This is a genomic window from Sphingomonas kaistensis (assembly GCF_036884275.1).
In the GTDB taxonomy this organism is placed as follows: Bacteria; Pseudomonadota; Alphaproteobacteria; order Sphingomonadales; family Sphingomonadaceae; genus Sphingomicrobium; species Sphingomicrobium kaistense_A.
Genome location: NZ_CP145607.1, coordinates 2586253 through 2609019 on the forward strand (window position 1 = coordinate 2586253; position 22767 = coordinate 2609019).

The 22767-nt window shown below is 67.2% G+C and carries 23 protein-coding genes; 18 read left to right on the plus strand and 5 right to left on the minus strand.

Features of this window, described 5'->3' with window-relative positions; translation table 11 throughout:
* Positions 1–59: 59 nt before the first annotated feature.
* The 13 genes from V6R86_RS12705 (at position 60) to mltG (ending at position 13145) form a co-directional block, all read left to right on the plus strand.
* Entirely contained in the window at positions 60–497 is a 438-nt protein-coding gene (locus tag V6R86_RS12705) for a helix-turn-helix domain-containing protein (RefSeq protein ID WP_338504917.1), read from the plus strand.
* A 67-nt stretch (positions 498–564) separates the two neighbouring features.
* Entirely contained in the window at positions 565–2862 is a 2298-nt protein-coding gene (locus V6R86_RS12710; protein WP_338504918.1) for a transketolase, read from the plus strand.
* Between the two features lie 21 nt (positions 2863–2883).
* On the plus strand, positions 2884–3336 hold the full coding sequence (locus V6R86_RS12715; RefSeq protein WP_338504920.1) for a MaoC family dehydratase: 453 nt from the start codon (positions 2884–2886) through the stop codon (positions 3334–3336).
* Positions 3333–4172 carry a CoA ester lyase gene (locus tag V6R86_RS12720; protein WP_338504921.1) on the plus strand — a complete coding sequence of 280 codons (840 nt, stop codon included), beginning with the start codon at positions 3333–3335 and terminating at the stop codon, positions 4170–4172. The genes V6R86_RS12715 and V6R86_RS12720 overlap by 4 nt, the downstream gene beginning before the upstream one ends.
* Before the next feature lie 4 nt (positions 4173–4176).
* Complete coding sequence (locus V6R86_RS12725; protein ID WP_338504922.1) at positions 4177–5226, plus strand: NAD(P)-dependent alcohol dehydrogenase; 1050 nt, start codon at positions 4177–4179, stop codon at positions 5224–5226.
* Entirely contained in the window at positions 5227–7107 is a 1881-nt protein-coding gene (gene acs, locus V6R86_RS12730) for an acetate--CoA ligase (RefSeq protein ID WP_338504924.1), read from the plus strand.
* Entirely contained in the window at positions 7085–7597 is a 513-nt protein-coding gene (locus tag V6R86_RS12735; RefSeq protein ID WP_338504925.1) for a DUF3833 family protein, read from the plus strand. The genes acs and V6R86_RS12735 overlap by 23 nt, the downstream gene beginning before the upstream one ends.
* Positions 7598–7797: 200 nt before the next feature.
* Positions 7798–9183 (plus strand): 30S ribosomal protein S12 methylthiotransferase RimO, encoded by a 1386-nt coding sequence (rimO, locus tag V6R86_RS12740; protein WP_338504927.1) that lies wholly within the window; start codon positions 7798–7800, stop codon positions 9181–9183.
* Positions 9164–9946, plus strand: a complete 783-nt coding sequence (locus V6R86_RS12745) for an SDR family oxidoreductase (protein ID WP_338504929.1) — start codon at positions 9164–9166, stop codon at positions 9944–9946. Before rimO ends, V6R86_RS12745 begins: the two co-directional genes overlap by 20 nt.
* 42 nt (positions 9947–9988) lie before the next feature.
* On the plus strand, positions 9989–11392 hold the full coding sequence (locus V6R86_RS12750; protein ID WP_338504931.1) for a leucyl aminopeptidase family protein: 1404 nt from the start codon (positions 9989–9991) through the stop codon (positions 11390–11392).
* Between the two features lie 121 nt (positions 11393–11513).
* The gene (locus V6R86_RS12755) at positions 11514–11873 is read left to right on the plus strand and encodes a MarR family winged helix-turn-helix transcriptional regulator (protein WP_338505495.1); all 360 of its coding nucleotides are present in this window, start codon (positions 11514–11516) and stop codon (positions 11871–11873) included.
* Positions 11874–11949: 76 nt separating this feature from the next.
* Positions 11950–12183, plus strand: a complete 234-nt coding sequence (locus V6R86_RS12760; protein ID WP_338504932.1) for an SH3 domain-containing protein — start codon at positions 11950–11952, stop codon at positions 12181–12183.
* Entirely contained in the window at positions 12180–13145 is a 966-nt protein-coding gene (mltG, locus tag V6R86_RS12765) for an endolytic transglycosylase MltG (RefSeq protein ID WP_338504933.1), read from the plus strand. The genes V6R86_RS12760 and mltG overlap by 4 nt, the downstream gene beginning before the upstream one ends.
* An 88-nt stretch (positions 13146–13233) precedes the next feature.
* On the opposite strand, the gene fabF is transcribed toward mltG, so the two are convergent.
* Both fabF and V6R86_RS12775 read right to left on the minus strand, forming a co-directional pair.
* The gene (fabF, locus tag V6R86_RS12770) at positions 13234–14490 is read right to left on the minus strand and encodes a beta-ketoacyl-ACP synthase II (RefSeq protein ID WP_338504935.1); all 1257 of its coding nucleotides are present in this window, start codon (positions 14488–14490) and stop codon (positions 13234–13236) included.
* Positions 14491–14590: 100 nt separating this feature from the next.
* Complete coding sequence (locus V6R86_RS12775; protein ID WP_168070376.1) at positions 14591–14827, minus strand: acyl carrier protein; 237 nt, start codon at positions 14825–14827, stop codon at positions 14591–14593.
* A 77-nt stretch (positions 14828–14904) separates the two neighbouring features.
* On the opposite strand from V6R86_RS12775, the gene V6R86_RS12780 reads away from it, so the two are divergent.
* Together V6R86_RS12780 and V6R86_RS12785 are read left to right on the plus strand one after the other, a co-directional pair.
* Positions 14905–15405 (plus strand): vgr related protein, encoded by a 501-nt coding sequence (locus V6R86_RS12780; protein ID WP_338504939.1) that lies wholly within the window; start codon positions 14905–14907, stop codon positions 15403–15405.
* Positions 15406–15488: 83 nt separating this feature from the next.
* Complete coding sequence (locus V6R86_RS12785) at positions 15489–18074, plus strand: TonB-dependent receptor (protein ID WP_338504941.1); 2586 nt, start codon at positions 15489–15491, stop codon at positions 18072–18074.
* Between the two features lie 73 nt (positions 18075–18147).
* On the opposite strand, the gene grpE is transcribed toward V6R86_RS12785, so the two are convergent.
* Both grpE and hrcA read right to left on the minus strand, forming a co-directional pair.
* Complete coding sequence (gene grpE / locus V6R86_RS12790; RefSeq protein ID WP_338504942.1) at positions 18148–18681, minus strand: nucleotide exchange factor GrpE; 534 nt, start codon at positions 18679–18681, stop codon at positions 18148–18150.
* Positions 18682–18683: 2 nt separating this feature from the next.
* A complete protein-coding gene (hrcA, locus tag V6R86_RS12795) occupies positions 18684–19715 on the minus strand; it encodes a heat-inducible transcriptional repressor HrcA (protein WP_338504944.1) in 1032 nt (343 codons plus the stop codon).
* 251 nt (positions 19716–19966) lie between these two features.
* Between hrcA and rph the strand changes: the two genes are divergently transcribed.
* Genes rph through hemW form a run of 3 tightly spaced genes read left to right on the plus strand, consistent with a single transcriptional unit; the run spans position 19967 to position 22433 of the window.
* A complete protein-coding gene (rph, locus tag V6R86_RS12800; RefSeq protein ID WP_338504946.1) occupies positions 19967–20677 on the plus strand; it encodes a ribonuclease PH in 711 nt (236 codons plus the stop codon).
* Entirely contained in the window at positions 20674–21282 is a 609-nt protein-coding gene (gene rdgB / locus V6R86_RS12805; protein WP_338504947.1) for an RdgB/HAM1 family non-canonical purine NTP pyrophosphatase, read from the plus strand. The genes rph and rdgB overlap by 4 nt, the downstream gene beginning before the upstream one ends.
* Positions 21267–22433 carry a radical SAM family heme chaperone HemW gene (hemW, locus tag V6R86_RS12810; protein ID WP_338504949.1) on the plus strand — a complete coding sequence of 389 codons (1167 nt, stop codon included), beginning with the start codon at positions 21267–21269 and terminating at the stop codon, positions 22431–22433. Before rdgB ends, hemW begins: the two co-directional genes overlap by 16 nt.
* Here the strand turns inward: hemW and V6R86_RS12815 are convergent.
* Positions 22400–22714 (minus strand): hypothetical protein, encoded by a 315-nt coding sequence (locus tag V6R86_RS12815; protein ID WP_338504951.1) that lies wholly within the window; start codon positions 22712–22714, stop codon positions 22400–22402. The two genes, hemW and V6R86_RS12815, sit on opposite strands and share 34 nt — an antisense overlap.
* Between the last annotated feature and the right edge of the window lie 53 nt (positions 22715–22767).

A 22767-nucleotide genomic window follows, 5' to 3' on the forward strand; every position in this document is an offset into this window, starting at 1 on the left:
ACCATAGGTAACTGGTCTTCGGGCCATTAAAAGAACGCACATGGAGGGTATCAGGGCACATGCATGATACTGGAACGATGGAAGAAAACGGCCTGCGCGCGGCGGGCTGCCGCAACGTGACGCCGGTGCTCAACCGGATCGGCGACAAATGGTCGGTGCTGATCGTGATGATTCTCGCCCGGGCGCCGCATCGCTTCAACGAACTGAAGCGCGAGATCGACGGGATCAGCCAGCGGATGCTCACCCTCACCCTGCGCGGGCTCGAGCGCGACGGCCTCGTCAGCCGCACGGTCGAGCCGACCGTTCCGCCCCGCGTCACCTATGCGCTGACCGAACTCGGCCAGAGCCTGATCGAACCGGTCGAGGCGCTGGGCAGCTGGGCCATCGCCCACATCGCCTGCATCCGCGCCGCGCAGGAACGGTTCGACGCGGCGAACGCGCCCGAAGAGAAGCGTCCCTCGACTACGCTCGGGACGAACGAAAGGTTGGTCGCCTAAGTACCGCTTGCCCCGAGCGAAGTCGAGGGGCCTTGCCGCCCGCGCCGCCTCACCTTAGCGCATCGGCATGCCCACCGACCTCGCCGCCCTGCGCACCCTCGAAGAACGCCTGCGCTTTCTTGCCAGCAACATCATCCACCACGCCAATCACGTTCGCGACAGCGCCGACGGGCTGAAGGTCGGTGGACACCAGGCGTCGAGCGCGTCGATGGCGGCGATCATGGCCGCGCTTTATTTCGACGCGCTCGGCCCCAACGACCGCGTTGCGGTCAAGCCCCACGCCGGCCCGGTCCTCCACGCGATCCATTATCTGCTCGGCGGGCAAGATCGAGCGACGCTCGAAAATTTCCGCGGCTTCGGCGGCGCGCAAAGCTATCCCAGCCGCACCAAGGATCGCATCCCGGTCGATTTCTCCACCGGCTCGGTCGGCCTTGGCGTTGCCATCACCCTGTTCGCCAGCCTGGTCCAGGACTGGCTGTCGGCCCGCTGCGCCCTCCCCGACGACCAGCGCGGCCGCTTCGTCGCGTTGATGGGCGATGCCGAGCTCGACGAAGGCAACATCTACGAAGCCCTGATCGAGGGCCACAAGCACGACGTCCGCAACCTGTGGTGGATCGTCGACTACAATCGCCAAAGCCTCGACGCGACCAGCGCCGACCGCATGTTCGAACGCTTCGACGACATCTTCCGCACCTGCGGCTGGCGGGTGGTAGAGCTTCGCCACGGCAAGAAGCTGGCCGCCGCGCTCGCCGAGCATCCCGCGCTCAAGGACTGGCTCGAAGCCCTCCCCAACGCCGATCACAGTGCCATGCTCTATCAAGGCGGCGCAGCGTGGCGCGCACGGATCGACAAGGACCTCGGCGACACCGCCAGGCCCTTCCTCGCCAACGTCGACGACGACCGCCTCGCCGCCCTGATGAGCGACCTTGGCGGCCACTGCCTCGAAAGCCTGACCGAAGCCTTCTCCGCCGCGCAGGACGACATCCCCACCGTCTTCATCGCCTGGACGGTCAAGGGCTATGGCCTGCCCTTCGCCGGCCACAAGGACAATCACGCCGGGCTGATGAACCCGACCCAGTTCGCCGCCTATCGCGACAGCCTCGGCATCGCCGAAGGCTCGGAATGGGAACCGCTCGCCGGTCTCGGCGACAACGCCCGCGCCGGGACCCAGGCGCTGATCGAGGCGACCCGCGTTCGTCGCGAGAAAGAACCGCGCAACTTCACCGCTTGGACCGTCCCCGTCCTCCCCACCCCCACCGGAGAGGAACAGAGCACACAGGCCGCCTTCGGTCGCATCCTCCTCGACCTCGCCAAGTCGGGCGACGGCCTCGCCGACCGCATCCTCACCACCTCGCCCGACGTCACCGTCTCCACCAACCTCGGCGCCTTCGTGAACAATCGCGGCCTGTTCCACCGCCGCGGCATCAAGGACGTGTTCGCCGAAGCCAAGATTCCCTCGGCACAAAAATGGGCCGCGAAAGACGCCGGCCAGCACGTCGAGCTTGGAATCGCCGAATCCAACCTGTTCCTGATGCTCGCCGCCGCCGGTCTGTCGGGCGACCTGTTCGGCCATCGCCTGGTGCCGATCGGCACTCTCTACGACCCGTTCATCGCCCGCGGCCTCGATAGCCTCAACTACGGCTGCTACCAGGACGCCCGCTTCCTGCTCGTCGCCACGCCCTCGGGCCTGACCCTCGGCCCCGAAGGCGGCGCGCACCAGTCGATCAATCCGCCGCTGATCGCGCTCGGCCAGCCGGGCCTGCGCCACTACGAGCCCGCCTTCGCCGACGAACTCGCCCTCTTCATGCGCGAAGCTTTCCGCCTGATCGACGACCCCGCCGGCGAATCGACCTACCTCCGCCTCTCGACCCGCAGCGTGGCGCAAGAGTCCCGCACTTCCGACGACTGGCAAGCCGATGCGCTGCAAGGCGGCTACTGGCTGCGCGAACCCGGCCCCGGCGCCGAAGCCGCCATCGTCGCGATGGGCGCGGTCATGCCCGAAGCGCTTGCCGCCTTCGATGCGCTCAAAGACGACGTCCCCGGCCTCGGCCTACTCAGTGTCACCAGCCCCAACCTCCTCCACCGCGGCTGGAGCGCGGCGCAGGCCGCCGAATGGCGCGGCGAACGCCAGCCCAGCCACGCCGCCACCCTGCTCTCCCGCTTATCGCCCACCGCCCGCCTCGTCACCCTGTGCGACGCCGCGCCCGCCTCGCTCTCCTGGCTCGGCAGCGTGCTGGGCCACCGCGCCGCCCCGCTCGGCGTCGATCGCTTCGGCCAGACCGGCAACCTCCCCGACCTCTACGGCGAATATCGCCTCGACGGCGAAGCGATCACCGAGGCGATGGCGGGGCTTCTCATCGGCTGAACCCGGGCCTAAGCCCCACCCATGCCCGGACGCCCATATGACGAGTGGAAGGAAGGCGACACCGTCGCCCACGCCCTCCGCCGCACGGTGACGGAGACCGACAATCTCCTCATCTCCACCCTCACCCACAATCCCCAGCCGCTGCACCTCGATGCCGAAGCGGCCAGGGACACCGAATTCGGCCGCATCCTCGTCAACAGCTGCTTCACTTTCTCGCTGCTGGTCGGCGCCTCGGTCGCCGACACCACCGAAGGCGTGCTGGTCGCCAACCTCGGCTTCGACGAAGTCCGCCTGCCCGCCCCCGTCTTCATCGGCGACACGCTGCACTTCGAAAGCAGCTGCCTCTCCAAGCGCGACAGCAAATCGCGCCCCACCGCCGGCCTCGTCACCTGGGAGCATCGCGCCATCAACCAGCGCGGGGAAACCGTTTGCACCTTGAAGCGCACCGCGCTGATCCGGAAAGCTGCCGCATGAGCCGCCAGCCACGCTCCTGGCTGTTCGTCCCCGCCGACAGCGAAAAGAAGATCGCCCGCGCGCTCGACAGCGAAGCCGACGCGCTGATCTTCGACCTCGAAGACAGCGTCGCCGCCGCTAACAAGGCCGTCGCCCGCGACCTCCTCCGCAACCTCCCCGCACGCTCGGGCGGGCCGCAATGGTGGGTCCGCATCAACCCGCTGCGCACCGAGGACCACCGGCTGGACCTCGAACTGCTCGGCTCCGCCGACATTCACGGCCTTGTCCTGCCCAAGGCTGAAAGCGGCGCCGACATCACTGAGCTCCAGCACCGCACCGGCTCGATCCCCCTCCACGCCATCGTCACCGAAACCGCCGCCGCGCTGTTCGGCCTGCTCACCTACCGCGACATCAAGGACAGCCCGCTGGCCGCGATGAGTTGGGGCGCCGAAGACCTGTCCGCCGCCCTCGGTGCCGCCTCGAACAAGGACGCCAAGGGCCGCTACACCGCCCCCTATACCCTCGCCCGCACCCTTACCCTCGCGGGCGCCGCCGCGGCGGGTGTCCAGCCGGTCGACGGCGTCTTCGCCGACTTCCGCGACGAGCCGGGCCTCATCGACGAAGCGCTGGACGCCGCGCGCGACGGCTTCACCGGCAAGCTTGCCATCCACCCGGCGCAGGTCGGCCCGATCAACGCCGCTTTCTCCCCCACCCCCGATCAGGTCGCCAATGCCCGCGCGATCGTCGCAGCCTTTGCCGCCGAACCCTCGGCTGGCGTGTTGAGCGTTGACGGCCGAATGGTCGACAAACCCCATTTGATTCAGGCCCAGCGCACGCTGGCCCGCGCAGGAGATTAAGAATATGCCGACCACCGCCAAGGGTTGGGGCACCGACGCCGCCGACCAGCCGCTTCGCCCGATGGAATTCGAACGCCGGGATCTCCGGGCCAACGACGTCGCGATCCAGATCACCCACTCGGGCATCTGCCATTCCGACCTCCACACCTGCCGCAATGACTGGGGCGGAAGCCAGTATCCGGTCGTCCCTGGCCATGAGATCGTCGGCACCGTGACCGAGGTCGGGCCCGATGTGACCAAGCACAAGGTCGGCGACACCGTCGCGGTCGGCTGCATGGTCGACAGCTGCATGGAGTGCGACCAGTGCCTGGAAGGCTGGGAAGTGTTCTGCCGCAAGGGCTGCATCCAGACCTACAACAGCAAGGACTTCCACGACGGGACGATCACCAAGGGCGGCTATTCCGACCATATCGTCGTGCGCGATCACTTCGTGTGCAAGGTGCCGGAGGGCATGGACATCGCGAAGGTCGCTCCGCTGCTGTGCGCCGGAATCACCACTTACTCACCGCTCCGCCAGTACAATGTCGGACCCGGCACCAAGGTGGCGGTGATCGGTCTCGGCGGCCTCGGCCACATGGGGGTGAAGCTCGCCGCCGCGATGGGCGCGCATGTCACCATGATCACCACCACCCCCGAGAAGGGCAAGGATGCACGCGAACTCGGCGCGCATGACGTGATCGTCTCGACCGACCCCGAGCAGATGAAGGCCGCAGCCACCCGCTTCGACTTCATCCTCAACACCATCCCGGTCAGCCACGAAATCGACGGCTATCTCAACCTCCTCGGCCGCTCGGGCCGGATGGTGATCGTCGGCGCACTGACTCCGATGCCGGGTTTCACCGGCTTCCAGCTCATTTGGTGGAACCGTGCGGTCGGCGGCTCGGCGATCGGCGGCATTCCTGAAACCCAGGAAATGCTCGATTTCTGCGCCGAGCACGACATCTACCCCGACTGCGAGCACATCAAGATCGAGCAGGTCAACGAAGCCTATGAGCGCCTGCTCAAGAACGACGTCCGCTATCGCTTCGTCATCGACATGGAGCAGAACGCCTAAATGACCCCGACCGAGCTCGCCGCGCTGCACGAGGCTTACGCCTCCGATCCCCACGCCTTCTGGCTGGATCAGGCGCGGCGGCTCGACTGGGAACGCTTTCCGGAGCGATCGGGAGACTTCTCGTTCGATCGCGCCGACTTTCACATCCGCTGGTATGAGGACGGCGTCCTCAACCTCTCGGTCAATTGCCTCGACCGCCACCTGCCGCAGCGCGCCGACGACACCGCGCTGGTCTTCGAACCCGACGAGCCCGGCGCCGGCCGCTCGGTCACCTATGCCGAACTCTACGCCGACACCTGCCGCTTCGCCCACCTCCTGAAGGAGCGCGGGGTCGGCAAGGGCGACCGGGTGATGATCTACATGCCGATGATTCCCGAGGCGGCGGCGGCAATGCTTGCCTGCGCGCGGATCGGCGCGGTTCATTCGGTGGTGTTCGGCGGCTTCTCGCCCGAAAGCCTCGCCGGCCGGATCGACGATTGCGGTGCGCGCGTCGTCATCACCGCCGACGAGGGCGTGCGCGGCGGCAAGCGCATTCCATTGAAAGCCAATGTCGATGCCGCCTGCGACCTGTCGCAGGGCATCGATACCGTCATCGTCGTCACCCGCACCGGCGGCGACATCGCGATGCGCGAAGGCCGGGACCTGCGCTGGGAAGATCATCAGGACCGCCTCGCCAACGACTGCCCGGCCGAACCGATGGCCGCCGAAGACCCCCTGTTCATTCTCTACACCTCGGGCTCGACCGGAAAGCCCAAGGGCGTGGTCCACACCACTGGCGGCTATGCCGTCTGGGCCGCGACCACTTTCGCCTGGGTGTTCGAACCCAAGCCCGACGACCTCTTCTGGTGCACCGCCGACATCGGCTGGATCACCGGCCACAGCTACACCCTCTACGGCCCGCTGATGGCCGGCACCCCCACCGTCATGTTCGACGGCGTCCCGACCTATCCCGACGCCAGCCGCCTGTGGGAGACCATCGACCGCCTCGGTGTCACCATCCTCTACACCGCCCCCACCGCCATCCGCGCCTTGATGCGCGAAGGCGATGAGCCGGTGCGTAAACACAACCGCCAATCGCTCCGCCTGCTCGGCACCGTCGGCGAGCCGATCAATCCCGAGGCGTGGCGCTGGTATCACGACGTGGTCGGCGACGGCCGCCTCGCCATCGTCGACACCTGGTGGCAGACCGAAACCGGCGGCGTCCTCATGACCCCGCTTCCCGGCGCCACTTCGATGAAACCCGGCAGCGCTTGCCAACCCCTGCCCGGTATCGAGCCCTTGCTGGTCGATGCCGAAGGACGCGAGATCACCGGCAACGACGTCAGCGGCAACCTTTGCCTGCGCGGCTCGTGGCCCGGCCAGATGCGCACCGTCTGGGGCGATCCGCAGCGCTTCATCGACACCTATTTCACGACCTACCCCGGCCTCTACTTCACCGGCGACGGCTGCCGCCGGGACGAGGACGGCGATTACTGGATCACCGGCCGGGTCGACGATGTCATCAACGTCTCGGGCCACCGCATCGGCACCGCCGAGGTCGAAAGCGCGCTGGTCGCCCACCCGCTGGTCGCCGAAGCCGCCGTGGTCGCCGCCCCGCACGATCTGAAGGGCCAGGGCATCCACGCCTTCGTTACCTTGAACGCCGGCGAACAAGGTGGCGATCACATCGTTCGCGAGCTTCATGCCGAAGTCCGCAAGCACATCGGCGCGCTCGCCATTCCCGAACGCATCCAGTTCGCTCCCGGCCTGCCCAAGACCCGCTCGGGCAAGATCATGCGCCGAATCCTCCGCAAGATCGCTGAAGGCCAGTTGGACCAGCTCGGCGACACCAGCACCCTTGCAGACCCCGGAGTCGTCGATGCCCTCGTCCGTAACCGCTAGGGCGGCGATCCCACTGGCCTTCCTCCTCGGCGCTTGCGCCCCGCCCGACCTTCCCGCCGGCACCACCTCGCTCGACCCGGTCGCCTTTTTCACCGGCGACACCCGCGGCAGCGGCGTGCTCGACCCGATCGTCGGCAAGACCGTTCCGGTCACGGTGGAAAGTCGCGGCGTCCCCCAAGGCGATACCCTGACCCTCACCCAGCGCATCGCCGAGGGTACGAAGCCGCCGCGCACCCGCGTCTGGACGATCCGCACCTTGCCCTCCGGCGGCTATCTCAGCACCCTCACCGACGCCAAGGGAATGGTCAGCATCGACCTGCGCGGCCCCCGGGCCTACCTCGGCTACACCACGCCGAGCGGCATAAAGATCAAGCAGGAACTTGCGCTCCAGCCCGACGGCAGCACCATCCTCAATCGGCTCGAAGCCTATAAATTCGGGATCCGCGTCGCGATCCTCCACGAGACGATCCGCAAGCCGGTTGCACAATAGGATTTGGCCTGCTCCACTTGCCGCAACGGCTCGACGTCGTTCGGTTCTTTCTCATCGCTGCGTCCTTTGGCCAGGCAAAGATCACACGACCCCGCGCCGAACCCCCGCCACCGGTGACCTTTGTGACCTTGTTCAGAAAGGTTAACGCCGCGACTGCCTAGCTTTGGCCCCGATTTTCGGCTAATGGCGCCAGCCTTCCCATGGCTACCGTCCTCCCCACCCCGCCGCGCGTCGGCATGGTCAGTCTCGGCTGTCCCAAGAACCTCGTCGACAGCGAGCGGATCCTCGGACAACTGCGCTCCGACGGTTATCAGATGAGCGCCGACTACGAAGGCGCCGACGTCGTTCTGGTCAACACTTGCGGCTTTCTCGATTCCGCCAAGGAAGAAAGCCTCGAAGCGATCGGCGAAGCGCTGGCTGAAAACGGCCGGGTCATCGTCACTGGCTGCATGGGCCGCGAGGCCGAGGTCATCCGCGCCCGCTTTCCCAACGTCCTCGCGATCACCGGAGCGCACGCCTACGAGGACGTGGTCGCCGCCGTGCACGACGCCGCCCCGGCGCCGCGCTCGCCCTATCTCGACCTCGTGCCGCAGGCGACGCCGCACCTCAAGCTGACTCCCAGGCACTACAGCTACCTGAAGATTTCCGAGGGCTGCAATCACCGCTGCGCCTTCTGCATCATCCCGCAGATCCGCGGCGATCTCGTGTCGCGCCGCCCGGACGCCATCCTGCGCGAGGCCGAAAAGCTCCTCGCCCAGGGCACGCGCGAGCTGCTGGTCATCAGCCAGGACACCAGCGCCTACGGCCTCGACCTCAAGCATGCCGCCTGGCCGTGGAAGGGCTCGGACGTCCGCGCCCACATGACCGACCTCGCCCGCGCGCTGGGTGAGCTTCGCGCTCCCGACGGCACCAGGCCGTGGGTCCGCCTTCACTACGTCTACCCCTATCCCCACGTCGACCGGGTCATGCCGCTGATGGCCGAGGGGCTGATCCTCCCCTATCTCGACATCCCCTTCCAGCATGCCAGTCCCAAGGTGTTGAAGGCGATGCGCCGCCCCGCCAACGAGGCCCGCGTGCTCGAGCGGCTGGTCCAATGGCGCCGCGAAGTGCCGGACATCGCCATCCGCTCCTCCTTCGTCGTCGGCTTCCCCGGTGAGACCGAGGAGGATTTCGAATATCTCCTCCAATGGTTGGCCGAAGCCCGCCTCGACCGCGTCGGCGCGTTCCGCTTCGAACCGGTCGAGGGCGCGCCGGCCAACGACCTTCCCGGCCACGTCTCGCCGGAGGTCAAGGAAGAGCGCTACGCCCGCGTGATGGAACTGACCGCCCGCATCTCGGCCGAAAAGCTGGCGGCCAAGGTCGGCACGGAGGTCGAGGTCATCATCGACGCGGTCGATGCCGAAACCGGCGGTGCGACCGGTCGCAGCAAGGCCGACGCGCCTGAGATCGACGGCGAAGTCCACCTGCGCGACGCGGGGCACCTAGCCGCCGGCGACTTCGCGACGGTGATGGTCGAGGAAGCCGACGAACACGACCTGTTCGGCGTGCCGGTCGAGGAGCAAGCAATTGAGGCGGCTCGAGGATAAGCTCTGCATCGTGACCGGCGCCGCCCGCGGCATCGGTCACGCCATCGCCGCGCGCTTCTGCGAGGAAGGCGCCCGCGTGGTCATGACCGACCTCGACGAAGCCGTCGGCCTCCCCGCCGCCGAAGCGCTCGGCGCCGAATTTGTCCTTCTCGATGTGCGCGACGAAGACCATTGGGCCGAACTCGCCCGCCTCCACCCCGCCTGCGACGTGCTGGTCAACAACGCCGGCGTCACCGGCTTCGAAGGCCAGCCCGCCGCCCACGATCCCGAGAATGCCAGTCTCGCCGAATGGCACGCGGTCCACCGCACCAACCTCGACGGCACCTTCCTCGGCTGCCGCTACGCCATCCGTGCGATGAAGGCCAAGGGCGAGGGCTCGATCATCAACATCTCCTCGCGCTCGGGCCTCGTCGGCATTCCCGGCGCCGCCGCCTATGCCTCGTCCAAGGCCGCGATCCGCAATCACAGCAAGTCGGTCGCGCTCTACTGCGCTCAGCAGGGTTGGCGCATCCGCTGCAACAGCGTCCACCCCGCCGCCATCCTCACCCCCATGTGGGAAGCCCTGATCGGCGACGGCCCCGACCGCGAGGCAAAGATGGCGGCGATGGTCGCCGACACCCCGCTCCGCCGTTTCGGCACCCCGGAAGAGGTCGCCGCCATGGTCGCCTATCTCGCCGCCGACGAAAGCGCCTATGTCACCGGCTCGGAATTCCACATCGACGGCGGCCTCCTCGCCGGGTCGGCCGCCAGCCCCGGCGACTGACCAGCTTCCCGCGCCGCGTCCTTGTCGGCTAGGGTCGCGGCGATGACCGATTTTGCTGCCCTGCTCCGCCCCGATCGCGGTGAGCCCGCCCACCCCCTCCACCTCGTCGACACCGCCCTGTTGCCCGAATGGCTGAAAGCCCACGCCGGCCAGCGCCGTCCGCTGGTCGACGCCGCCCGGTTCGAAGGCAAGGCGGGCCAGATCCTGATCATCCCCGGCGCCGGCCCCTATGCCGAGTTCGAAGTGCTGGTCGGCGTCGGCAAGCTCGCCGCGCTCACCCCCTGGTGCCTCGCCGCGGCGGCCGAGCGTCTGCCCGAAGGCACCTATCGCATCGCCGGCGAAATGCCACCCGGCGCCGCCGCGCTCGGCTGGCTGCTCGCTCAGCATCGCCTGACGCGCTACAAGAGCAAGCCCGACGCGCCGGTCGGTCCGCGCGTCCTGCTCAGTGCCGAACCGGCAAAGGTCGAGGGGACTATCCGCCTCGCCGAAGCGACCGCGCTGGTCCGCGACCTCGTCGACACCCCCGCCGCCGACCTCGGCCCCGCCGAACTCGAACGCGCCGTCCGCGACTGGGCCGGCCCCGCCGGCATAGAGGTCGAGGTCACCAAGGGCGACGCGCTTGAGCAGGGCTATCCGCTGATCCACGCGGTCGGCGCCGCCGCCACCGCAGCCCGCGCGCCCCGCCTGATCGAAGCTCGCTGGGGCGACCCCGCGCATCCTAAGCTCGCGATCGTCGGCAAGGGCGTGGTGTTCGACACCGGCGGCCTCGACCTCAAGCCCGCCGCCGGCATGCGGTTGATGAAAAAGGACATGGGCGGGGCGGCCCACGCGCTGGCGCTGGCCCGCCTGATCGTCGCCGAACGCTGGCCGGTCCGACTCCACCTCCTCATCCCGGCGGTCGAAAATGCGGTGTCCGACAACGCCTTCCGCCCCGGCGACATCCTCACCAGCCGCCACGGCCTCACCGTCGAAATCGACAACACCGACGCCGAAGGCCGCCTGATCCTCGCCGACGCGCTGACCCGGGCGTGCGAAGAAGGCGCGGCGACCATCATCGATTTCGCCACCCTCACCGGGGCTGCCCGCGTCGCGCTCGGGCCCGATCTACCGGCGACCTTCAGCAACGACGACAGCCTTGCCGCCGATCTCCTCGCCGCCGGGACCGAGGCCGGCGATCCGCTGTGGCGCCTGCCGCTGTGGGACGGATATGACGACATGCTGAAAAGCGAGCTTGCCGACATGTCCAACAGTGCCGATTCGCCCTTCGCCGGCACCATCACCGCGGCGCTGTTTCTCCGCCGCTTCGTGTCCGACGGCATCGCTTGGGCCCATTTCGACACCTTCGCCTGGCGCCCCGCGCCCAAGCCCGGCCGGCCCAAGGGCGGCGAGGCGCTTGGACTCAGGGCGGTGCATGCCGCCCTGGCGCGCCGTTTCCGTCGTCAATAGCGACTGTTTTTCTGCCCAACGTCACCCGGGCGCAACATTTCGGTTCCTCGCCGGTTAACAGGTCACGCTAGGCAGGCGAGGAGTTTGCGAACCAATGAGCGATGCATCGCTAAGCGGGTGGATGCGGGCCCTTGTTGGTTACGTCCGGTCCGGCGAACCCGATCTCACGAACCGGCAGATGGCTCTGCTGATGATCGTCTACCTCACCCCCGGCCCCCATACGGTCCGCGGTCTGGCCCGCGTGCTGGGAGTTTCCAAACCGGTCGTCACCCGCGCCTTGAATACCTTAGGTGCGCTCGGCTATCTGCGCCGCGAACGAGATCAGGACGACCGGCGAAACGTGTTCGTCGTGCGGACCAGCAGCGGGGCGGATTTCCTTGAAGGTTTCAAGCGCAACATCAGGGGCAGCGAGCGTGGCGGCGAGCGCGGCGACGCTGACCGGCGGCCAGCCCTCGGACAGCTCGCCCACGCGCATCGCTGAGGCACCGGCGGGCGGCTTTCCGCTTGTCGGCCCGTCGAACCACCCCGACCCTCGCATCCACGCCTATCGTCAGGATTTGGCAGACATCGCGCTCGCCGGGACGGTGATCGCATCGCACTATGTCGAACCGCTGCAATGTCATCTGAAGCATGGCGCGACGCTGCGTGCGTCGCCTTCTGAGACGGGCGATGCCTTAGGCGAGCTTGAGCCCGGCGCCTCGGTCCGCATTCTCGACAAGCGTAGCGGTTGGGCCTGGGGCTACGCCGGCGGGCTGGTCGGCTATGTCCCGGCCGCTGCCCTGACCGCATGATCCGCGTCCTTCTCGGAGCGATCGTCGCGGGGCTGCTGGCTGCCGTAGCGGCGGTGACGCTGCTGTGGTGGTCGGGCGGCGCCGCCAAGGCCGAGACCGTCACCGTGACCGAGGGCGCGACCCTCACCAGCCTCTGCCCCGATCTCGAACGACGCGGCCTCATTCCCGGCAACTGCACGACGTATCGCCTGTTCGCCCGCGTGCTCGGCTCCGCCGACGGCATTCAGGTGGGCGAGTTCGAGATTCCGGCCGGCACCAGCGGCGCGCAATTGCTCGACATCCTGCAGCATGGCCAGCCGGTCCAGCGCCTCGTCACCATTCCCGAAGGCACGCCGAGCATCCTCGTCGCCGAGAAGCTCGCCGCCGTGCCCTATTTGACCGGTCCGGTCCCCGACATCGCCGAAGGATCGGTCCTCCCCGACAGCTACAGCTTCGCCAGAGGCGAACCGCGCGCGGCGGTGGCGGCGCGGATGAAAGCTGCGATGGATAAGACGCTGGCCGAGCTGTGGGCCAAGCGGAAGGTCGGCACCTGCCCCGTCTCGACCCCGCAGGAAGCGATCACCCTCGCCTCGATCGTCGAAAAGGAAACCGGCAAGCCCGCCGAGCGCCGCGCCGTCGCGGGGGTCTATTGCAACCGGCTCAAGATCGGCATGAAGCTCGATGCCGACCCGACGGTCATCTATCCGATCACCAAGGGCAAACCGCTCGGCCGCCGCATTCTCCGGTCGGAGCTTGACGCTGACACCGGCTACAACACCTATCGCCGCGCCGGCCTGCCGCTCGGGCCGATCGCCAACCCCGGCCGCGCCAGCATCGCCGCGGTGCTCGATCCCGAGCCCAACCAATATCTCTACTTCGTCGCCGACGGCACCGGCGGGCACGTCTTCGCCAGGACGCTGGCCGAGCACAATGCCAACGTCCAGAAGTGGTTCGCCATCCGCCGCGCCCGCGGCGAGATGTAAGCAGATCGTCGTCCCGGCGCAGGCCGGGACCTCAGGACGCTAAGGCGCCAGACGCCAGAGGTCCCGGCCTTCGCCGGGACGACCGAAATTAGACCGCCTTCATCACCAGGCTGGCGTTGGTCCCGCCGAAGCCGAAGCTGTTGTTCAGCACCGCCTTCACCTCGCGCTTCTTGGCGACCAGCGGCACCAGATCGACCCCTTCGGTCCCCTCGTCCGGCGTGTCGAGATTAAGCGTCGGCGGCACGATCTGGTCGCGGATCGCGAGGATGCAGAAGATGCTTTCCACCGCGCCAGCGCCGCCCAGCAGGTGGCCGATCGCCGACTTGGTGCTGCTCATCGATGCGCCGCCAAGGTCGTCGCCGAACACCCGCTTGGCTGCGGCCAGCTCGATCGTGTCGGCCATGGTCGAGGTGCCGTGGGCGTTGATATAATCGATATCGCCCGGCTCCATGCCAGCCTTGCGCAACGCCATCCGCATCGCGTTTTCGGCGCCGGCGCCATGCGGGTGCGGCGCGGTCACGTGATAGGCGTCGCCCGACAGGCCGTAACCGACCACCTCGGCATAGATCTTGGCGCCACGCGCCTTGGCATGCTCATATTCCTCGAGCACCACGACGCCCGCGCCTTCGCCCATGACGAAGCCGTCGCGGTCCTTGTCGTAGGGGCGGCTGGCCTGCTCGGGCCGGTCGTTATAGCTCATGTTGAGCGCGCGGGCCTGGGCGAAACCGGCCACGCCGATCGGGCAAATGGTGGCTTCCGCGCCGCCCGCGACCATGATGTCCGCGTCGTCATCGCGGATCATCCGTGCCGCATCGCCGATCGAATGCGCGCCGGTCGAGCAGGCGGTCACCACCGCATGGTTCGGCCCCATCAGGCCGTATTTGATCGATACCTGGCCCGAGATGAGATTGATCAGGCGGCCGTGGACGAAATGCGGCGACACGCGGCCCGGTCCCTTTTCGGCGAGCACCAGGCTTTCGCTTTCGATGCCGGGAAGACCGCCGATGCCGCTCCCGATTGAGCAGCCGGCGCGCAGCTTCATTTCTTCCGACATGTCGGTCAGGCCTGCATCCTCGAGCGCCTGTCCGGCCGCATCGAGCCCGAAGACGATGAACGGATCGACCTGGCGCTGGATCTTGTGATCGACGCGTTTGCCCGGATCGAAACCATATTCGTGATCGGCGGGCTTCACCTCGCAGGCGATCTGGCACTTCTGGTCGGAGGCATCGAAGCGCGTGATCGGCCCGGCGCCGCTCTTGGACGCCAGGATATTGCTCCAGGCGGTTTCGACATCGCACCCCAGCGGCGTCACCAACCCGAGACCCGTCACCACGACACGACGCATAAGCATTCCCCTAAAAAGACTTGTTCCGGGCCAGATATGGAAACAGGCCCGGCGATGCCGAGCCTGTTCCTATCGCCTCGGCGAGCTCGTGTGGACGAGCTTAGCTCTGGTGCTGGTCGATGTAGTCGATCGCATCCTTGACGGTGGTGATCTTCTCCGCCGCGTCGTCGGGGATCTCCACGCCGAATTCTTCCTCGAACGCCATGACCAGCTCGACGATGTCGAGGCTGTCGGCACCGAGATCGTCGATGAAGCTCGCCTCTTCCGTCACCTTTTCGGCTTCGACGCCCAGGTGCTCGACGACGATCTTCTTCACCCGTTCTGCGGTCTCGCTCATTGCAACACTTTCCTCTTCTGAAATCTTTGACCAGTGCGTTAGCGAGACGCCCGCGCGTTGCCAAGAGGATGTGTCCGATGAGTGCTGAGCGTCCTCTTACCCGAGGCGAGATCGAGATGGCCCATTCGGTGTTCGGCGACAGCATCGATTATGGCGCGGTTCGGCTGGTGCGCGGCAAATGGTGGCCGTTTCAGCCGCGCGGAATTGTGATGGCGCCGTGCGGGCATATCCATTTCCATCCCGACGATCCCAATTGGCGCGAGGATTTCAGCACGGCGGAATGGTCGCTGCAGGGGCTTTTCATCCACGAGATGACGCATGTCTGGCAAACAAATCGCGCCGGGCGCTTTTATCTCCCGCTGATGCGACACCCCTTCTGCCGCTACACTTATCACTTTCGCGAAGGGCGCCCCTTCCTGCGCTATGGCCTCGAACAGCAGGCCGAGCTCGTCCGCCACGCTTTTCTCCAGCGCCAAGGCATTCATCTGGTCAAGGCAGCACCGCTCCACTGCATCGAGCCCCTCCTTCCCTTCGCCCCCTCAGCGGTATGTAGCAACGAAGTCACAGCTGTGGACTGAATGCTCCACCTTGGCGCGCCGCGCTCGACTTGACGTCAATTAAGCATAGCTTTGCCCCCGTAACGAAAAAAGGGGAGCCCGACATGCGCCTGTCAGCCAGCCATCGCACCTTGCTTGCGACCACCGCCGCCTTTGCTCTTGCGATGCCCGCCGCCGCGCAGACCGCCGGCGAAGCGCAGGCGCAGGCCGCGACCGCCACGGTCGCCGACCCCGCCCCCGATAGCGACGAAGCGAGCCTCGGCGACATCATCGTCACCGCGACCAAGCGCGCCTCGACCGTTCAGGACGTGCCCTTTTCGATCAACGCCCAAACGCAGGAAGACATTCAGCGCGCCAATGCCGGCACGATCGAAGACATCAGCCGCAACGTCGCCGGCCTGCAGGTCCAGAACCTCGGGCCGGGGCAAAGCCAGGTCAGCGTGCGCGGCGTTTCCGCCGGCCAGATCGTCCGCGACCAGCCGGGCGTCAAGGAACAGGTCGGCGTCTACCTCGACGAAAGCGTCGTCTCCCTGTCGCTGTTCACCCCCGACTTCGACCTGTTCGACCTCAACCGCGTCGAAACCCTGCGCGGGCCCCAGGGCACGCTGTTCGGCTCGGGCAGCGTCGGCGGCACCATCCGCTACATCACCAACCAGCCGCGGACCGACCGAACCGAAGGGCTGATCGAAGCCAACATCAACACCCTGACCGACGGCGGCCAAGGCGGTCATCTCAAGGGCGCGATCAACCTGCCGCTCGGGCCTACCGCCGCGCTTCGGATCGTCGGTTACGGCACCAAATTCGCCGGCTTCGTCGATGCGGTCGGCCCGGCCGCGGGCAAGGACGTCAACGACGGCCAACGAATCGGCACCCGTATCTCGCTGTTGTGGGAGCCGGCGCCCGGCATCCGCCTGACCCCGCGCGTCGTCTATCAGGAGATCGAAGTCGACGGCTTCAACCGCCAGGAGATCTTCAACCTTTATTCCAACCCGTTCACCACCCCGCCGCGGGTGTTCGACGAGCGCCAGCAATATCTCCTTCTGCGCGAGAAATTCCGCGATAAGACGCGGCTCGCCGACCTCACCGCCAGCGCCGATCTCGGTCCGGTTGAGCTGACCTCGATCACCAGCTACATCGACCGCGACATCCTGGTCAGCCGCGACGCCTCGGCGCTGACCGGCTCGGTGTCGGTCGACCTCGGTTACCCAGCCGCCGCGGTGAACCTGCCGTCGAACCTCGTCGACACCACCGATCTCAAGCAATGGAGCCAGGAACTCCGCCTGTCCTCGAACGGCAGCGGCCCCTTCTCGTGGGTGGTCGGCGGCTTCTATTCCAAGGTCGACCGCCAATATACGCAGCGCCTGCCCACCCCGGGCTATGACGCCGCCACCGACGCGACACTGGGCGCGGGCACCTCGGCCTCGGTGCGCAACGGCTTCCCGGCCAACTCGCCGTACAACGCCGATCTGCCCTACGACATCAAGCAGAAGGCGGTGTTCGGCGAAGCGACCTACGACTTCGGCATGGTCAAGCTGACCGGTGGCGGGCGCTATTACGACTTTTCCGAAAGCCGCGACTTCATCTCGGGCGGCCTGTTCGCCAACGGCGATCGCCGGATCGGCGACAAGACCAGCTCCAACGGCTTCAGCCCGCGTGCCATCCTGTCGTTCGAGCCCAATCGCAACCTGACCTTCAACGTCCAGGCGGCCAAGGGCTTCCGCCTCGGCGGGGTCAACGATCCCTTGAACCTGCCGCTCTGCTCGGCGGCCGATCGCGCCTTGTTCGGCGGCTTCCAGAATTACGACGACGAATCGCTGTGGAATTACGAAGGCGGCGTCAAATACAGCCGCGGCCCGGTGACCTTCAACGCCGCGGCTTTCTACACCGACATCAAGAACCTTCAGGTGACGCTGGACGCCGGCAGCTGCTCGAGCCGCGTGGTGTTCAACGTCGACAAGGCCCACACCCGCGGCCTCGAAGCCGAACTCAACGTCCGGCCCTTCGCCGGCTTCGACCTGAGCTTCGCCGGAAGCCTGGTCAACGCCGAGTTCGACACCACGCTGCCCGGCGCACTCGCCGCCGCGACCGGTATCCGCGACGGCAACCGCCTGCCGAGTGTGCCCAAATATCAGTTCGCCACCTCGGCCACCTACGGCAGCCGCTTCAGCGACAGCGCCGAATGGTATGTGACCGCCAGCTGGCAGCGGGTCGGCAACCGCTACACCCAGCCCGCCGACCAGGAAAACAACCCGCGCACCTTCGTCTCCGGCCTGCCCTTCAACGGCGCCACCGGGACCGGCGCGACCCGGGTCAACCTGCTGCTTCCGGCCTATGACCTCGTGAACCTGTCGGCCGGTATCGACTTCGACAGCGGGCTCGGGCTGGCGCTCTACGCCAACAACCTGTTCGACGAGAATGCGCTGTTGTCGTTCGACCGCGAACGCGGCGGCCGTGCCCGGCTCGGCTACAACATCGGCCGCCCGCGCGAGATCGGTCTGACCATGCGCTTCAAGTTCGCCTCCAACCGGGTCGAAGCGGCCCCGCCGCCTCCGCCCCCGCCGCCGCCTGCGCCGCCTCCGCCGCCGGCGACCCAGGTCTGCGGCGATGGCGCGGTCATCCTCGCGACCGACACCTGCCCGGCACCGCCGCCCCCGCCGCCTCCGCCGCCGGTGGCTCCAGTTCGCGGCTAAGCATCGGACCAATGAAAAAGGGGCCCGGCACTGGGTGGTGCCGGGCCCCTTTTATTATTTTTGATGAGAGGGCTCAGCCCGCCTTCGCGACCCCGACCAGCGCCGGGCGCAGCAGTCGGTCCTTCAGCACATAACCCGCCTGCATTTCCTCGACGATCGTGCCGGGCTCCGCATCGCTCGGAATTTCGATCATCGCCTGGTGCCGATTGGGATCGAGCGGCAGACCCTTCGATTCGACCCGGGTGACGCCATTGCGACCGAACACCGAGTCCAGTTCGCGCGCGGTGGCCTCGATGCCTTCGATGAAATTCTTGAGCTCGCCCTCGCGCGCACCAGCCGGGATATGGCTCAACGCGCGATCCAGATTGTCCTTCACGCTCAGCATGTCGCGCGCGAAACCGGTGTTGGCGTAGGTCACCGCCTGCACCTTTTCCTGCTCGGCGCGGCGGCGGACATTCTGCACTTCGGCGGCGGCGTACAACGCCTTCTGCTGCGCTTCCTCCAGCTTCGTCTGAAGCTCGGCGAACTGATCGTGTTCTTGCAATTCGGGGCTGTTTTCCGCGGTCTCCGCGCGGATTTCTTCGGCCTCGTCGTGACGCTCGTTCATTCCTATCCCATCAGTCTGGTGAGTGCTTGCGCTGTATAATCAACCATGGGCACGATCCGGGCATAGTTCAACCGCGTCGGGCCGATCACGCCGACCACGCCGACCACCTTGCCCTCCGCGCCGCGATAAGGCGCGGCGATCACGCTGGAACCCGACAGCGCGAACATCCGGTTTTCCGACCCGATGAAGATCCGGCACCCCTCGCCCTCGCGCGCGCCTTCCAACAGCCGCACGATCTCTTGCCGATCCTCCAGCTCGTCGAGCAATTTGCGCACCCGTTCGAGATCGAGCGCCGCCGCCTCGTCCAGCAGATTGGCTTGGCCCCGCACGATCAGCACCGGCCGCGACGGCCCGTCTTCGCGCCATTCGGCAAGCCCGGTCGCGACCAGCTCGGCCGCCGCCGCGTCGAGCGCCTCGCGCCGTTCGCGGATCTCCTGCCGCAACCGCGCTTCCGCCTCGGCCAATGTCAGCCCGGCAAGCCGCGCGGTGACGAAATTGGCAATTTCGGCCAGGGCGGCGGCGGTCATGCCCATCGGCAGCGCGACCATCCGGTTTTCGACGCTGCCATCGTCACCGACGATCACCGCCAGCGCCTGTCCCGGCCCCAGCGGCACGAACGCCAGCTGGCGCAGCCGCCGCTCGATCTTGGGCGCGACCACGACCCCGGCGCAGGCCGACAGCCCCGACAGCGCGGCGGTGGCATTGGCCAGCGCTTCTTCGAGCGGCCGGTCGCGCATCTGCCGCTCGATCGCCGCCCGCTCCTCCGCGCTCGGCAAATGCGACTGCATGATTCCGTCGACAAACAGCCTCAGCCCGGTCTCGGTCGGCAGTCGCCCGGCCGACGTGTGCGGATGCGTCAGCAGCCCCCGCTCTTCCAGCTCGGCCAGCACCGAGCGGATCGAGGCCGGCGACAGGTTGACGGCCCCCGTCAGCGCCTTGGACCCGATCGGTTGTCCGCGCTCCAGATAGGCTTCGACCACATGGCCGAAGATGTCGCGCATCCGGGTCGTCAGTTCGGGCAGCGGCGGGCTCATGCCGCCTGATGTAGGAGGAAGCCGCGCGGCTCTCAATGTGCTGCTGGCCTGTCCTACAGGGTATCTTTCTGGCATCAACGAGGGAATGCGGGCCAGCTCCTACTTTTGCGCCGATACTAGCCGTAAGTATCTGAGCCAAAACGAAGTGGACGAAGTGGACCCTATGTCTTTTTCGTGTTTCGGCCCTAGCTCGACTTGCCCCCGCCCCAGCGGCTAAGGCGCGGCCAACGATCCACAGGAGAATGATCCCGATGCGCCCTTCCGGCCGCGCCCCCGACCAGATGCGTGAACTCCGCTTCGAGCCTGGTTTCACCAAGCATGCCGAAGGCTCCTGCCTCGTCAGCTTCGGCGACACCCGCGTGCTGGTCACCGCCAGCCTCGAGGAAAAGGTCCCGCCGTTCCTCCGCGGCAAGGGTCAGGGCTGGGTCACCGCCGAATATGGCATGCTGCCCCGCGCCACCCACACCCGCGGCGCGCGTGAAGCGGCCAAGGGCAAGCAGTCGGGCCGCACCCAGGAAATCCAGCGCCTGATCGGCCGTTCGCTCCGTGCCGTGACCGACTTGCAGCTGCTTGGCGAGCGCCAGATCGTCCTCGACTGCGACGTCATCCAGGCCGACGGCGGCACCCGCACCGCCGCCATCTCGGGCGCCTGGGTTGCGATGCGCCTCGCCGTCGACGGCATCATGGGCAAGCTGTCTTCCGATCCCATCCGCACCCAGGTCGCCGCGGTCAGCTGCGGTTTCCACCAAGATACCGCCGTCCTCGACCTCGACTATCTCGAGGATTCGACCGCCGGCAGCGACGGCAATTTCGTCCTCACCGCCGATGGCGCGATCGTCGAAGCCCAGCTTACCGCCGAGGGCGCGACCTTCGACGAAGAAGGTTTGCTGCGTCTTCTCCGTCTCGCCCGTATCGGTTGCGGCGACATCTTCGCCGCCCAGCGCAAGGCCTGCGGCCGGTGAACGCGGTCGGGCCGAAGCTGGTCATTGCCACCCACAATGAGGGCAAGCTGCGGGAAATCCGCGCGCTGATGGCGCCGTTCGGGATCGAATGCCTCGGCGCGGCCGAGCTCGACCTGCCCGAGCCCGAGGAGACCGGCACCAGCTTCGTCGCCAACGCCGAGTTGAAAGCCCGCGCCGCCGCCGACCTCGCCGGCCTTCCCGCCCTGTCCGACGACAGCGGCCTTAGCGTCGATGCGCTGAACGGCGAGCCCGGCATTCATTCCGCACGCTGGGCCGAGGACGAGGCCGGCAAGCGCGACTTCGGCCATGCGATGCAGAAGGTCGAGGAAGCGCTTCAAGCCGCCGGTCCCGAATCTGGCCGCGATGCGCACTTCACCTGCGCCCTTTCGCTCGCCTGGCCCGACGGCCGCATCGAAAGCTTCGAAGGCAAGGTGTTCGGCCACCTCGTCTGGCCGCCGCGCGGGGACAATGGCTTCGGCTACGACCCCGTGTTCGTGCCTCACGGGCACGAAGAGACCTTCGGCGAAATGGAGCCGGCGGCCAAGCACGCCATGAGCCACCGCGCCAAGGCGTTCGAGCAACTGGTGCAATGGCTGGCGACCTAGCCCTCTACATCCACTGGCCGTTCTGCGTCAGCAAATGTCCTTATTGCGACTTCAACAGCCACGTCCGCGAGTCGATCGATCAGCAGGCGTGGCGCGATGCCTTGCTCGCCGATCTCGCCCATGAAGCCGCGCTGCTGCCTGGCCGCCGGCTGACCAGCATCTTCTTCGGCGGCGGCACGCCCTCGCTGATGGATCCGGCCACCGCCGAGGCACTGATCTCCGCCGCCCGTCGCCATTGGCCGGCCGCCGACGGTATCGAGATCACACTCGAAGCAAATCCTTCCTCGGTCGAAGCCGCCCGCTTCGCCGATCTCGCCAGCGCCGGGATCAACCGCGTCAGCCTGGGGCTCCAGTCGCTCGACGACACAGCCCTGCGCTTTCTCGGCCGCGCGCACTCGGCCAGCGAAGGCCTCGCCGCCCTCGACGTCGCACAGGCGAACTTCGACCGTGTCACCTTCGACCTCATCTACGCCCTGCCCGGCCAGTCCGCCGCCGACTGGCAGGCGATGCTGACCCGCGCGCTGGCGCTCGGCACCGGGCACCTGTCGCTCTATCAATTGACCATCGAACCCGGCACCCGCTTCGCCGCGCTGCACGCCGCGGGCAAGCTCGACCCGATCGATGCCGACACCGCCGCCGACCTCTACGAAATGACCGGCGCGCTGACTTCCGAAGCCGGGCTTCCGCTTTACGAGATCAGCAACCATGCGCGGCCCGGGCAGGAGAGCCGCCACAACCTCACTTACTGGCGCTACGGCGACTATGCCGGCATCGGCCCCGGCGCACATGGCCGGCGCCTCGGCACCCGCACCGTGCGGCACAAGAAGCCCGAAAACTTCCTCTCGGGCTTATCGCGAAACGGCCACGGCATCGTCGAGGAAGCGCCCCTGTCGCCGATCGAGTCGGCCGACGAGGCGTTGGTCATGGGCCTGCGCCTCGCCGACGGGATCGTCCCCGCCGACATCGCCAGCCGCTTCGGTCTCGATCACCTGCTGGACGACCGCGCGGTCGCCCGCATGGCCGCGAGCGAGCATCTCACCTGGTCAGGCGACCGCCTCCAGACTACCCCGTCCGGCCGCCTCCTACTCGATCATATCCTCGGCCAGATCGCGGACGCTCAGCCGCCGTCGGCGGTGACCCTCTCGGCATAAGTCGCGACATAGTCGGTGATCTGCTGGTCGGCATCGCTTTCGGCCGGTTTGCGCGGACGCCCGTTCTTGACGTCGAACGCGACCAGCGCCGAGCGGAAGGCCGTCATCTCCGCCGAGCAGCCGGCACGCGCCAGCCCCTCGAAATCTGCCGGCGTCTTCTTGTCCTTTTTCGCCTGCTCGGCGGCGGTGCGCAGGCATGCCGTGAACGCCTTGCGCTGCGTCGATCCATCCGCCTGCATCGCCGCTGCGGCGGCCATTACCATCACTGTCGTAAGCATCACCAAGGCCCCTCCCCGAGTGGTTGCGGAAGGGAGATTGCCGAGAAATTCGGGGC